The sequence below is a fragment of the Pseudomonas sp. FFUP_PS_473 genome (assembly GCF_002858665.1).
Lineage (GTDB): Bacteria > Pseudomonadota > Gammaproteobacteria > Pseudomonadales > Pseudomonadaceae > Aquipseudomonas > Aquipseudomonas defluvii.
Genome location: NZ_PJQQ01000008.1, coordinates 108,907 through 122,642, shown reverse-complemented (window position 1 = coordinate 122,642; position 13,736 = coordinate 108,907). Strand labels below are relative to the sequence as shown.

General features: G+C 61.4%; 10 protein-coding genes. 6 read left to right on the top strand and 4 right to left on the bottom strand.

Annotated features, from left to right (window positions below):
* Positions 1–14 precede the first annotated feature (14 nt).
* Together yiaY and ilvA are read right to left on the bottom strand one after the other, a co-directional pair.
* Positions 15–1,163: an L-threonine dehydrogenase gene (gene yiaY / locus CYD26_RS07815; protein ID WP_102052303.1), complete on the bottom strand. Its 1,149-nt coding sequence runs from the start codon at positions 1,161–1,163 to the stop codon at positions 15–17.
* Between the two features lie 84 nt (positions 1,164–1,247).
* On the bottom strand, positions 1,248–2,810 hold the full coding sequence (gene ilvA / locus CYD26_RS07810) for a threonine ammonia-lyase, biosynthetic (protein ID WP_102052302.1): 1,563 nt from the start codon (positions 2,808–2,810) through the stop codon (positions 1,248–1,250).
* 336 nt (positions 2,811–3,146) lie between these two features.
* On the opposite strand from ilvA, the gene wecB reads away from it, so the two are divergent.
* Genes wecB through CYD26_RS07790 form a run of 4 tightly spaced genes read left to right on the top strand, consistent with a single transcriptional unit; the run spans position 3,147 to position 10,181 of the window.
* Entirely contained in the window at positions 3,147–4,301 is a 1,155-nt protein-coding gene (gene wecB, locus CYD26_RS07805; RefSeq protein ID WP_102052301.1) for a non-hydrolyzing UDP-N-acetylglucosamine 2-epimerase, read from the top strand.
* Positions 4,298–6,472, top strand: coding sequence for a cyclic di-3',5'-guanylate-activated glycosyltransferase NrfB (gene nrfB / locus CYD26_RS07800; protein WP_102052300.1), 2,175 nt, complete (start codon positions 4,298–4,300; stop codon positions 6,470–6,472). The genes wecB and nrfB overlap by 4 nt, the downstream gene beginning before the upstream one ends.
* Positions 6,469–9,330, top strand: coding sequence for a phage receptor (locus tag CYD26_RS07795; RefSeq protein ID WP_102052299.1), 2,862 nt, complete (start codon positions 6,469–6,471; stop codon positions 9,328–9,330). Before nrfB ends, CYD26_RS07795 begins: the two co-directional genes overlap by 4 nt.
* Complete coding sequence (locus CYD26_RS07790; protein ID WP_102052298.1) at positions 9,330–10,181, top strand: DUF4434 family protein; 852 nt, start codon at positions 9,330–9,332, stop codon at positions 10,179–10,181. The genes CYD26_RS07795 and CYD26_RS07790 overlap by 1 nt, the downstream gene beginning before the upstream one ends.
* A gap of 11 nt (positions 10,182–10,192) precedes the next feature.
* Here CYD26_RS07790 and paaX read toward each other — a convergent pair whose 3' ends face one another.
* Positions 10,193–11,155, bottom strand: coding sequence for a phenylacetic acid degradation operon negative regulatory protein PaaX (paaX, locus tag CYD26_RS07785; RefSeq protein WP_102052297.1), 963 nt, complete (start codon positions 11,153–11,155; stop codon positions 10,193–10,195).
* 77 nt (positions 11,156–11,232) lie between these two features.
* On the bottom strand, positions 11,233–11,832 hold the full coding sequence (paaY, locus tag CYD26_RS07780; RefSeq protein WP_102052296.1) for a phenylacetic acid degradation protein PaaY: 600 nt from the start codon (positions 11,830–11,832) through the stop codon (positions 11,233–11,235).
* A gap of 288 nt (positions 11,833–12,120) precedes the next feature.
* On the opposite strand from paaY, the gene paaF reads away from it, so the two are divergent.
* Complete coding sequence (gene paaF, locus CYD26_RS07775) at positions 12,121–12,891, top strand: 2,3-dehydroadipyl-CoA hydratase PaaF (RefSeq protein ID WP_102052295.1); 771 nt, start codon at positions 12,121–12,123, stop codon at positions 12,889–12,891.
* A 53-nt stretch (positions 12,892–12,944) separates the two neighbouring features.
* Positions 12,945–13,736, top strand: coding sequence for a 2-(1,2-epoxy-1,2-dihydrophenyl)acetyl-CoA isomerase PaaG (paaG, locus tag CYD26_RS07770; RefSeq protein WP_102052294.1), 792 nt, complete (start codon positions 12,945–12,947; stop codon positions 13,734–13,736).

Sequence of the window (13,736 nt, the reverse complement as noted above, 5' to 3'; positions counted from 1 at the left end):
GGCGCCACGTTACATCAGAACGCAGCCTTGAAGATGGCTTCAATCTCGGCCTGGTTCGCCGGGCGTGGGTTGGTCAGGCCGCAGGCGTCTTTCAGCGCATTGGCCGCCAGCGTCGGGATATCCTCTTCGCGGGCACCGAGCACCGCCAAGCCAACCGGAATGTCGATAGCCCGTGCCAGGCTGACGATCCCGGCGATGGCCGCATCACTACCCTGCTCCGGGCTCAGGCCGTTGGTTTCGATGCCCATGGCCGTGGCCACATCGCGCAAGCGCGTGGCACTGACGCTGGCGTTGAAGCGCTGCACATGAGGCAGCAGCACGGCATTACAGACGCCATGCGGCAAGTCATAGAAGCCACCCAACTGGTGAGCCATCGCATGCACATACCCCAGCGAGGCATTGTTGAATGCCATGCCCGCCAGGAACTGCGCATAGGCCATGTTCTCGCGGGCCTTGAGGTCGGAGCCTTCGTTCACGGCCTGACGCAGGTTCTCGTTGATCAACGCTATCGCTTTCAGCGCGCAGGCATCGGTAATCGGCGTGGCTGCCGTCGACACATACGCCTCAATCGCATGGGTCAGCGCATCCATACCGGTTGCAGCGGTCAGTGACTTGGGCATGGCTACCATCAAGGCCGGGTCGTTGACCGACAACAGCGGTGTCACGTTACGGTCGACAATGGCCATTTTTACGTGGCGGGCCTCGTCGGTGATGATGCAGAAACGCGTCATTTCACTGGCGGTGCCGGCGGTGGTGTTGATCGCAATCAGTGGCAATTGCGGCTTGGCCGAACGGTCAACACCTTCGTAGTCACGGATATGCCCGCCGTTGGTGGCACACAGCGCGATGCCCTTGGCACAGTCATGGGGCGAACCACCGCCCAATGAAATGACAAAGTCACAGCGCTCACGCTGCAGCAGGGCCAGCCCTTGCTCGACATTGGCGATGCTGGGGTTGGGTTTGGCACCGTCAAAAATGGCGGCATCGATGTCGCGCACCGCCAGCTGCTCGGAAATCCTCTCGGCAACACCGGCCTTGGCCAGGCCGCTATCGGTGACGATCAAGGCCTTGCGAAAACCGTAGCCGGCAATGGCATCCATTGCCTCTGCCAGGCAATCGATGCCCATGATGTTGACCGCTGGAATGAAAAACGTACTGCTCATGATCCGATCCCTCATGCAATGTGCGATTGCACTCAGGATCTACCTGTAGACTGAACGGCGTGTTGATCTGCGGCAACGCTGGGCTTAACCCAGAAACAACTGGTAGGCCGGATTATCCGTTTCGTCCCAGTAGCGATAGCCTATGGCGTCCAGCATCGCGGGTAACTCGGCACGTTCCTCTTCTGGCACTTCGAGAGCGGTAAATACCCGGGCCTCAGCCGCACCGTGGTTACGGTAGTGAAACAGGCTGATGTTCCAGCGCTTGCCCAGCCGTTCAAGGAACGCCAGCAAGGCGCCTGGGCGCTCTGGAAACTCAAAGCGCAGGACCCGTTCGTTGGCATTGGGGCCAGCATGGCCGCCAACCGTGTGACGAATGTGTAGCTTGGCCAGTTCGTTATCCGTCAGGTCGAGCACGCTGTAGCCCTGATCACGCAGGCTCGCCAACAACTGCGCACGAGGATCCCGCTGGGGGTGGGTTTGTACGCCCACGAACAGGCGAGCCTCCTTGCCGGGGTAGTAGCGGTAATTGAACTCGGTGATCTGACGCTTTCCCAGCGCCTGGCAGAACGCCCTGAAGCTGCCGGGTTGTTCCGGGATGGTCACCGCGATGATCGCTTCACGTTGCTCCCCCAGTTCTGCGCGTTCGGCTACGTGACGCAGTCGGTCGAAGTTGACGTTGGCCCCCGAGTCGATGGCCACCAGCGTCTGCCCCGTCACACCGCGCGACGCCACATACCGCTTGATGCCGGCGACAGCCAATGCGCCCGATGGTTCAGTGATCGAACGGGTGTCGTCGTAGATATCCTTGATCGCCGCGCAGACTTCATCGTTGCCAACCGTGATCACCTCATCCACGAAGTGACGGCACACGTCAAAACAATGCGCACCGATCTGCGCCACGGCCACACCGTCAGCGAAACTGCCGACCTGTGACAGTACCACCCGCTCCCCGGCCGCCATGGCCGCTTGCAGGCAGTTGGAGTCCGCCGGTTCGACACCAATGACCTTGACCTGCGGACGCAGGTACTTCACATACGCCGCGATCCCCGCGATCAACCCACCACCACCGACCGGCACGAAGATCGCATCCAGGTTGCCAGGCTGCTGACGAAGGATTTCCATGGCGACAGTGCCCTGCCCGGCAATGACGTCCGGGTCATCGAAGGGCGGCACAAAGGTCATGCCCTCGGTGTCGGCCAACGTCAGCGCATGAGCCAGGGCTTGAGGGAAGCTGTCACCGTGCAACACCACGTGGCCACCACGGGAGCGCACACCTTCGACCTTCAGTTCAGGGGTGGTGGTTGGCATTACGATGGTGGCGGTCATGGCCAACTCGCGGGCGGCCAAGGCAACGCCTTGAGCATGATTGCCTGCCGACGCAGTGACCACGCCACAGGCGCGCTGGGCGGCAGTCAAGGCACTCAGTCGGGTATACGCGCCACGGATCTTGAAGGAAAAGGTGGGCTGCAGGTCTTCACGCTTGAGCAACACCTCGTTGCCCAAGGCAGCCGATAGTGCACGGGCCGATTGCAGTGGTGTTTCAATGGCCAGGTCATACACCGGTGCGGCAAGAATCCTGCGCACATAGTCCGACAGCATCGTGGTCAAGACGGTGGGTACGCTGGGGCAAGCGGTAAGGCTGGTCATCGGTGACTCCTGGTTTTTTTCAAAGTGCCCAGGAGAGAGAGAAAGAACCCGCCTCCAGGGCGGGTTCGGTGCAAGTGCCAGCTAGCCCGCCAAAACGATAATGGCGGTAATAATGCTGTGCTGAGGCAAATGCGGGAGTAAAGTCATGAGAAGGAAACTAGCTCAGGTCTCCCCCTCACGTCAACGACTTGTGCAAGGCCTGCTGCCCCGCTGGGCCTCAAGCGTCCGACCAAGCGATTGGACAAGCTTTCGGGCAACTGCTTGTATCTAACTTTTACAGGACATGATTACCGTACAACTTTTAGCACGCGCAAGGAGGCTATGAGGAGCACGAACATGCCCTATAAAGTCATGATGGTTTTCGGCACACGCCCCGAAGCGATCAAGATGGCGCCGCTGGCGAGGGTATTGCGCCAATGGCCCAACATAGCGCTGAACATCTGCTCCAGTGGGCAACACCGGGAAATGCTCAATCACGTTCTGAAGGACTTCGGCCTGACCGTCGATATCGACCTTCAGGTCATGACCGACAACCAGAGCCTCAACGGATTATCCCAACAGTTGCTGGGTAAGCTCGACCTTTACTACGAGCGGGTGAACCCGGATATCGTCCTTGTTCACGGCGACACCACCACCAGCTTCATCGCTGCACTCTGCGCCTTCAACCGCCATATCCCCATCGCCCATGTCGAGGCCGGCCTGCGTACCGGAAACCTCAAGGCGCCCTGGCCCGAGGAAGCCAATCGTCGTCTGACCACGATCATCGCCAACCTGCATTTCCCCCCCACCAAGAAGGCCCGCGATAACCTGCTGCGCGAAGGGGTCGTGCTGGAGCAGATCGAAGTGACCGGCAATACGGTCATCGATGCCCTGCTGTGGATGCGCGAACACCTCAAGAGCAGCCACTGGAAACCGGCAATCGGCTCGCCGCTGTCGGCTTTGCGTGATGACCAGCGCATGGTGCTGATCACCGGCCATCGCCGGGAAAACTTCGGGCATGGCTTTGAGCGTATCTGCCTGGCCATCGCCGAGCTGGCCCTGCGCTACCCCGAGGTTCAGTTCGTCTACCCGGTGCATCTTAATCCGCACGTCCAGAAGGCCGTCTACTCGGTGCTTTCGCATCAACCAAACATCCTGTTGGTTCCCCCTCAGGACTATCGACACTTTGTCTGGCTGATGGACCGCGCCTACCTGATCCTGAGCGATTCCGGAGGAATCCAGGAAGAGGCACCGGCATTGGGCAAGCCACTGCTGGTGCTGCGCAAGGTAACAGAGCGCCCCTCGGTGCTGGAGGGTGGCACGGTATTGCTGGTGGGCACCCAGACCGAACGGATCGTCAAGGAAACCAGCCGCCTGCTTGAAGAGCCCGACCTCTACCAGCACATGAGCCGGGTGCTCAGCCCTTACGGTGACGGGCATGCCAGCGAGCGCATTGCCGAACGACTGAGCCGCTGGCTCGAGGACAACGCCAACGGGCGAGAGATGTCATGAGCCTGGGCCTGGTCGACGCCGTGACCTACGTGCTGTTCGGCCTCAAGTTGCTGGCCATCGTACTGGCCAGCCTGATGTTCCTGCTCGGGCTCGACGATCTGTTCATCGACCTGATTTATTGGTTGCGCAAACTCATACGGCGCTTTCGCATCTATGACAAATATGCGCGCGCCGACGAACGCCGCCTGTTCGAGGTACCGGAAAAACCGCTGGCAATCATGGTGCCTGCCTGGCACGAAGTGGGCGTCGTTGGCGAGATGGCCCGCCTGGCGGCCTCCACCCTGGATTACGAGAACTACCAGATTTTTGTCGGCACCTACCCCAACGACCCGCAAACCCAGGCCGATGTCGACGCGGTGTGCCTGCATTATCCCAACGTTCACAAAGTCATCTGTGCCCGCCCCGGCCCCACCAGCAAGGCCGACTGCCTGAACAACATCATCGACGCGATCCTGCGCTTCCAGCGCGATGCGAGGATCGAGTTCGCCGGTTTCATCCTGCATGACGCCGAGGATGTCATCTCGCCGATGGAGTTGCGGCTGTTCAACTACTTGCTGCCCGACAAGGACATGATTCAGATACCGGTCTACCCCTTCGCCCCCCAATGGCACGGGTTCACGGCAGGTCATTACGTCGATGAGTTCGCCGAAAACCATGGCAAGGATGTGATTGTCCGCGAAGCGCTCAGCGGCCAGGTTCCCAGCGCAGGTGTCGGCACCTGCTTCAGCCGCCGGGCTATCACGGCACTGCTTGAAGACGGTGACGGTATCGCATTCGATGTACAGAGCCTGACCGAAGACTACGACATCGGCTTCAGGCTCAAGCACAAAGGCATGAAGTGCATCTTTGCCCGCTATTCGATAAGCGACCCGCAACTGGCGCTCAAGCGCGAATGGCACTGGGGCATGAGCCGTGAATTTGCCCAGGTTATCTGCGTGCGCGAACACTTCCCGCGTGACTGGCGAAACGCGATCCGCCAGAAGTCGCGCTGGATCGTGGGGATTGTCTTTCAGGGCACCAGCAACCTGGGCTGGAGCCGCATCGGGGCACTCAACTACTTCCTCTGGCGCGATCGCCGCGGGCTGTTTGCCTACCTGCTGAGCTTTCTGGTTAACCTGTTGTTCCTGGTGTTGCTGGCCATGTGGCTGGTGACGGTGATCGCACCCGACGCCTGGCGCTTCCCGTCCATCCTGTCCGACAGCGCCCTGTTGTCGACGCTGCTCTGGCTCAACGGCCTGCTGTTGATCAATCGTTTGCTTCAGCGCGGTTATTTCGTCACCCGTTACTACGGCATCATTGAGGGCCTGCTTTCGGCACCCCGAATGATGTGGAGCAATTTCGTCAATTTTTTCGCCAACCTGCGTGCCCTGCGCCAAGTCCTGGAGATGGGCGACTCGCGACGGGTCGCCTGGGACAAGACCACTCACGAGTTTCCGGCCCTGACCACCCCCATGCGCGAACCGTTGGGGCAGCGTTTGGTCGCCAAGGGGCTGATCAGCGAAGCACAACTGCAGGATGCCCTGACCAGCCCGGTACGCCGGCGCCTGGGGCGTGAGCTGCTATTGCGAGGGTTGATCGACAGCGAGCAGTTGGTCCAGGCACTTGCCGAGCAATTTGACATGGCGTGGGCGCCGCTCAACCCGTTCAACATTCCCCCGGCGCTGATTGCCCGGTTGCCTCGTCGGCTGGCTATTCTTTATGCGGTGCTGCCGGTCGCTGAAGACGGCCCAACGCTGGTTCTGGCCAGCGAGGGGCCTGTCAGCCAGGTAGCTCTAGGGGTGATCAGTCGCCAGTTGAAACGTCCCGTACGTTGCCAATTGGCCCCCCAAGGGCGAGTCACCCTGGGATTGAGTTATCACTACCCCAGCCCCTGGCAACCGGAGGACACGCGGCAAATGCTCGCAGTGCTGGCCAAGCATCAGGACGACGCTGCGCTCCTTGAGCGGGTCAGCCATCACCAGGTCATGCTTGGCGCACTGCTGCAGGTGCGTGGCATCTTGCCAAGCAGCCTGTTCAATCAGGTACTCATTGACTACAACCCGGAGCAGATGTCGATCGGCGAGCACCTGGTGGCGCGCGGTTTGATTACCGCCGAGGTTCTTCAGGAAGCGCTCGCCGAGCAGGCCGCCGAGCTGCGGATCGCCTATCAGATGGCGCAGGAAGTGGCATGAAACGACGTCCACTGCTGATTGCTGCCAGCCTGCTGGTGGCGTGTATCAGTTCACAGACGCTCGCCGCGCCGCTCAGTAGTTTTGAGCGATTCCGCAGCTTCCCCTATATGGACCGCAGCTACCGCGAGGCGCGCAACAACAACTGGCAAGAGGTCGAGCGGTTGACCCGGCACCTGCTTGAGAAAGTACCCAACAACGATGATGCACGCGCCCTGCTGATTGAGGCGCTTACCCGGCAACGACGCTACCGCGAGGCTGAACAGGTGGCCGAAGCCTTTGGCGCCAGCGCAGATCACGCCGACACCCTGCTGCAACTGCGCCTGACCTGGATTGAGCAAGACCCGCCCGGTAAAAGCCAGGTCGAGCGCTGGATCGCGGACAGTGACCTCACGCAACGCATACGCTTATGGCAAGCCTATAGCCTGAGCCTGGCCAAATTCGGGGGCGCCCAACGGGCATTGGACTGGCTCGACCAACTGCCAGGCAAAGGTGATGATCGTCTGCTGCGCATGGCGCGCGCCAACTGGGCCGAGCAACTGCACAACAGTGAGCAAACCATCGCACAGCTCGCGCCTTTGGCCGCGCGCGGGCCGTTGCCTGAAGAACCGTGGCGGCGCCTGGCCAATGCCTACGTCCAGCGCCTGGACGAAACAGCACTGAGCGCACTGTTGGCCAAGCCGCCGTCTGCCGAAGCGGCACGCCAAATGCGCCTGGCAATGATCGACCGAGCCATCGCGCTGGATCAAAAAAACCTGGCGCTGCGCTGGCTGCAAGCATTACCCAAGCAGGACCTTGAGCAACCGCAACGGCGTCAGCAACTGAGGGAACTCGTCCAGCAAAGCGACCGCAGGGCCTTGGCCCAACGCCTGCCGGTCGAAGCAGTGGCGCATCCTCTCGATCGCCCAGGTGAAGCCATTGATGCCTGGGAGCGCCTTTACCACCTCAACGGTAGCCTGGAGGCGCTGGATCAGGCGACCTACCTGCAACTCACACACCATCAGGATGACCGTGCACAACAACTGCTCGAACAGGCCTACGACCGTCGCCAAGGCCCCTGGCCACCGGTGTTACTGCAACGGTTAGGTGGATTGTACAGCCGCGTCGACAGACCACTGGATGCAGGCCGTGCGAAAACCCTGATCCCGCAACTCGACAGCGCCAGCCGCGAGCAACTGCTGGCACGCTTGGCACAGAGTGGTCACTGCGAGGTCGTTCGCGCTGCGACCCCGCCAATACCTCGTGAAATCGGTGAGCTGCGTGCACTGGGCCGCTGCGCGATGCCAGAACGCCCCGGCGAGGCCGTCGCCTATTACCAGGCGGCCGTACGCCGTGGCGACCCGGCCAGCCAAGTGCCATTGGCCTATGCACTGGACGCGGCGGGCGACGCCGAAGCCGCCTACAGGATCTGGCAGCAACTGCCCCCCGAGCAGTGGACGGCCAATGCCCGACTCACCGCCGCCCGTAGCGCCTTGAACAGCAACCATACTCAAGAGGCCTGGGAGCATTGGCGTGCTGCGCCACACAGCAGCGCCGACGACTGGGCATTGGGCGCGGCCATTGCGCAACGCCGTGGCGCTTCTGCCGAAGCCATGGCCCTGCAACGCGAAGCCCTGCGCCATCAGCCGCGCGCCGATCACTACTATGCAGCCTCCGTGACTGCACAACACGCCAACGACCCACAACAGAGCCGTGAATGGCTGGCAGAAGCGGCACGGCTCGCCCCCGACAACCCGCGCTATCGCGCCGACTACGGCGTGCGACTGGCCGCCGCCGACACACCACAACTGCGCAGGCAATCGCTGCCCTACCTGATACAGGCCAGCCACGACTTTCCAGAAGACTACCGCATCGGCGAAACCCTGGCCTGGCGCTACGACGAGGTTGAAAACAGCGCGGCCGCCCGCCAGGAACTGCGCCGTATCATCGACCTGGAACAGAACATGGTGGACGACGGAACCGATGACACCCGCCTCGCCGCCCGTGTGTACCGGCAACGCCGCGCCCATCAGAGCCTTTCGCAACGCGACAGCATCAGTTTGGCCAGCACCTGGTCGCCGGCCGGCGTCTCGACCAACGACACCCTGCGCAGCAACAACCCACAACGCCGTGCCGCCTCGCAGAACGTTCAGTTGGCCCTGTGGGACCATGCCCTGGGTGATGAGCCGAGCCGCAACGGCAGCACACTGTCGGTGTATGGCCGAGTGCTGTTCGGCGGCCAGGACCGCAGCAACTATGCTCAAAGCATGGGGACCGGGCTTGGCCTGCGCTACAAACCATTCGGCACCACCAACCTGAACCTGTACGCCGAGTTGTACCAGCAACGCCAGATCGACGATCAGCACTACAGCGGCCTCAGCCTCGGCCAACTGCTCAGCCCCGGCAAGGTCGCTGACAACTATGGCGACCTGCGCGGCAATGCCCAGAGCAGCAATGACCTGCTGCTACGCGCGACTGCTTCGTTCCTCGATCAAGGCGACTACCGCAATGACTGGCGTGTCGAGGAGAACCACTGGAGTGAACGGTTTCTCTACCTGGACGCCGCCTGGTGGACGCATGCTGGTGAACACCAGTGGACATCACGATTCCAGCAGGGGCATACCTGGAAACTGCCAGCTACCCGCCCGCAAACACTGATGCCCTATGGTTTTCTGGCGTTTTCCAGCCAGGATCCCGGCAACGACTGGCGTCAGGACCTGCGCACCGGCCTCGGCCTGCGCTGGCAATGGTGGTTCGATGACGACCGCTATAACGCCTACCGCGGCCATCTGACAGTTCGCACCGAATACCAGCAGGCGCTGGGCGGCAATCTATATGAGCAGGCCAACGGCGTGCTCCTGGGCGTGGAGTTGAACTTCTGATGGGGCGATACGTACTGGGTGTGCTACTGCTGATACTGAGTGTTCTGGTCAATGCTGACGAACGTCTGTTTTACCAGCCGCTCAGCCGCGATGCGGCGCTGAGTCCGGCACAGTGGCGCACCCTCTGGCGCGAAACCGCAAACCAGGGCGTCCAGACCCTGATCGTGCAATGGAGCCGCTACGGCAGCGAGGACTTTGGCGGCGCCCAGGGTTGGCTCGCCAACAGCCTGCGCCTGGCCCATGAACAGGGCCTGCAATTGGTACTCGGGCTGCACATGGACGACGCCTACTACAGGCGTATCGACGAACTGGACGGCGCGGGCCTGATCGCCTACTGGAAAGCACAACTGGGCCAATCGCTGGCTCAGCAGCAACGGCTAAAGGACACCTGGGCGCTTCCGGTCAGCGGTTGGTACCTGCCCATGGAACTGGATGACCTGCACTTCCAACAGGCCGACCGCCGTGAGGCGCTGCACACGCTGCTGCAAGCCTTCCTGCGCGAAGCAGGTGGCCCCATGCACCTTAGTGTTTTCAGCACTGGCAAGCTGTCACCGAACGGACAAGCACAGTGGCTGGAGGCATTGGCCCGTCTCGGCCTGACGGTATGGTGGCAGGACGGCGCGGGGACCGGGCGCTTGCCTGAGTTCGTCCGCCAGCAGTACGCGGCAGCGCTCGCCTGCGAGATTGGCATCATCCGTGAAGCGTTTCGCCAAACCAGCACGGAAGGTCAACCGTTCAAGGCCGCCCCCGCACCACCGCAAACCACCACAGGCTGCCATCCTCAGGCCGTATTTGAATTGCATTACCGGCCGTGGGCCAAGCACCTCCTGCCCGCGCCAGACGGTAGCTGAGCCAGCTTCTGCTAGTCCGCTGTATCGGCTTCGCTGCCAGGCCCGGCGCCGATCGGCAAGCCGCCAAAGCGTTTGTAGAACCCTGCGCTGGCATCCGGCAACGGCCCGTCGGCGGTCTCCATCGCCGACTCCAGCCACTGCTCGGCTGCCGCATAGATCAACCGATAGATATTCCGGCACAACTGCCGCGCTGCACGCCCTTCCCAATCGCCAGGGAGCAATTCGTCAGGCAACTGCGGGTCACGCAGCAGCAGCTTGCGGTACTCATGAATCAGCAGGATGCGCGCCAGGAAGCATTCCTGTGGGTCAAGTTGCTCCTGCTCGCGCAGGCTTTGCCACAGTGGCCGGAACAACTGGATGAACTCGCTGTAATGCGCCGCCAACTCATCGATGTTCCAACTCTCGCGAACCTGCATGCGCAGTGCTTTTGAAGCCATCACATCCTGTGCGGTGGTCTCGAACAGCAGTGTGTCTTCCTGTGCGCCGAGGTCCAGAAGCGTGGCATTCACATCGGCCCGGTCGCAACGTGGACACGCCAGCACCACCGGAGAAATCGCACCAAAGCCTTGCCACTCCAACTCTTCACGCACCTGCTTGCGCTTGTCGGCCGGCAGTTGAGTCAACATTGCCAGGCACCACGAGCCGTCCCAGGCCGGTAAAGTGCTGGCGTAGACCCGCTTGAAGGCCTTGTCGAAACGACGCCGTCCCGTGCCGGTCAAGCTGTAATAGCTGCGCCGCCCGACTTTTTCAGCCGTTAGCCAGTTCTCCTTGGTCAAGCGAAAAATGGATGTGCGAATCAAGCGCTCGTTGATCCCAACGGGTTCGAGCAGCTGGATCAGGCTTCCCAGCCACACGGTACCGCCATGTGGCTCAATGGCATCACCGTAGAGCGTGATGATCAACGAACTGGCGCGAATGGGCGTTTGCTGCTGGAAACGGTCGATCAGTTGAGTGAGCGGAGCTAGGGACGACATGGGCGTTCCGGTCGAAAAATAAGAAATATACCCCTGGCAGTCAGCAATGACCATTCAGGGCACAGCCGGGGCGCTGTTCAGGCGCTGCCCGACGACTTGGGGCGCAACCCGCTGTCATGGATACGGCGGCGGTCGGCCTCGACGACGCTCAGTGGCGTGCATTCCTGCAGCGAGGCCATGCAGCGTTGCGCCAACACTTGATACTCGCGCGTACCGGCCTGCTTCCAGGCCACTTCCTCATCGCTGAGCCGGCGCTTGACCTGCGCAGGTGAACCCAGCACCAACGATTGCTCTGGGCAACTGAAACCAGCCTTGACCAGCGCACCGGCCGAAACGAATGAACGCGCGGCGATATGCGCGTTATCCATCACTACTGCATTCATACCAATCAAGGCATCTGCACCGACCCGGCATCCGTGCAGTACCGCGCCGTGACCGACGTGGCCATTGCGTTCAACTACCGTGTCGCTGTCCGGAAAACCATGCATCACACAGGTGTCCTGAACGTTCGCGCCCTCCTCCAGCACGATCCGACCGAAGTCACCGCGCAAGCTGGCCAGTGGGCCGACATAGCAACGCGGGCCGATGATCACATCACCGATCAACACGGCGGATGGGTGAACGTAAGCCGTTGGATCAACCACTGGCGTCAGTCCATCGAGGCTGTAACACGTCATAGGCACGCTCCTCGCGTCTAAAGCTGGAATTTTGTTCGCTGCAAAATCGTCTTTCTTGTATCACATTGCAACAGCGCCAAACATCCAGAAATCACTAATTCCACAACAAAAATCGGCAAAAATAGTGAGCGGCGCGAGTAAGAGACCCGCGAATTTAAGACACGCTATTTTATTTTAGTATTGTATTTGCGTATCACGTTGTGGCTATACTCTGGAAAAACGGCCCTGGGGCCCGTCCAAAAAACCAGTCCGGCCAAAGGCCGCGTCCGCCTTGCGAGAGTCCTTGCCATGCCGCAAACACTTGCCGTGCAATCCCACCAGGCGGTGTGCCTGATCACCCTGCAGCGCCCTCAGGCTCTGAACGCACTCAGCACCGAACTGCTCGCCGAACTGGCGAACGAACTGGAACGCTGCAACCACGACGACACCATCCGCGCCGTGGTGCTGACCGGGAGCCGCAAGGCGTTTGCGGCAGGCGCCGACCTCAATGAAATGGCTGAGCGCGACCTCGTCGGCATGCTCAACGACCCCCGCCAGGCCCACTGGCAGCGCATCACCGGCTTCGCCAAGCCCTTGATCGCTGCAGTCAACGGCTATGCCCTGGGCGGCGGCTGTGAGCTGGCCATGCACGCGGACATCCTGATCGCTGGCGAAGATGCTCAGTTCGGTCAACCCGAAATCAATCTGGGGATCATGCCGGGCGCAGGCGGCACCCAACGGTTACTGCGCGCAGTTGGCAAATCGCTGGCCATGCAGATGGTCCTGAGCGGCGAGCCCATCAGTGCGCGCCGTGCAATGGAGGCCGGGTTGGTCAGTGAAATCACACCACCAGAGCTGACGGTCGAACGCGCCCTGCAGATCGCTAGCACCATCGCCAACAAGGCCCCGCTGGCGGTACGCCTGGCCAAGGAAGCGCTGTTGAAGGCGCAGGACCTCGACCTGGCCAGCGGCCTGCGCTTTGAACGCAACGCCTTTACCTTGCTCGCCGGCACCGCCGACCGAAACGAGGGTATTCGCGCCTTCCAGGAAAAACGCCCAGCCCGCTTCAACGGCCAGTAAGCCCCTGCGTTCGTTTCGCGACATTGACAGACCTGCAACCAAAGGCAGCCACCATGACGTTTGAACACATTCTGTTTTCCATTGAAGACGGCGTTGCACGCCTCAGCCTCAATCGCCCCGAGCAACTGAACAGTTTCAATACCCAGATGCATGAAGAGGTTCGCCAGGCACTCAAGACAGTGCGTCAGAGCGGCGAGGCGCGGGTACTGTTACTCACTGCCGAGGGGCGTGGCTTCTGCGCAGGTCAGGACCTGGGCGACCGCAATGTCGCGCCAGGTGCAGCAGTGCCAGACCTGGGCGAATCCATCGAGCGTTTCTACAACCCGTTGATCCGCACGCTGCGTGAGCTGCCAATGCCGGTTATCTGTGCGGTCAACGGCGTGGCCGCCGGTGCCGGCGCCAACATTCCGCTGGCCTGCGACCTGGTGCTGGCCGCCCGCTCAGCAAGCTTCATCCAGGCATTCTGCAAGATTGGCCTGATTCCCGACTCTGCCGGCACCTGGGCCCTGCCTCGATTGGTCGGTATGGCTCGGGCCAAGGCCCTGGCCCTGCTGGGTGATCGTTTGAGCGCCGAGCAGGCCGTGGAGTGGGGCTTGATCTACCGCTGTGTCGACGATGCCGACTTGCGTGATGAAGCACTGAAATTGGCCCGACACCTGGCGACTCAGCCGACCTATGGCCTGGCCCTGATCAAACGTAGCCTGCACGCCAGCCTGGACAACACCTTCGAGCAGCAACTGACACTCGAGCGCGACCTCCAGCGCCTGGCCGGGCGTAGCGAAGACTACCGTGAAGGGGTGAGCGCCTTCATGGCCAAGCGCACCCCAGTGTTCAAGGGGTGCTGA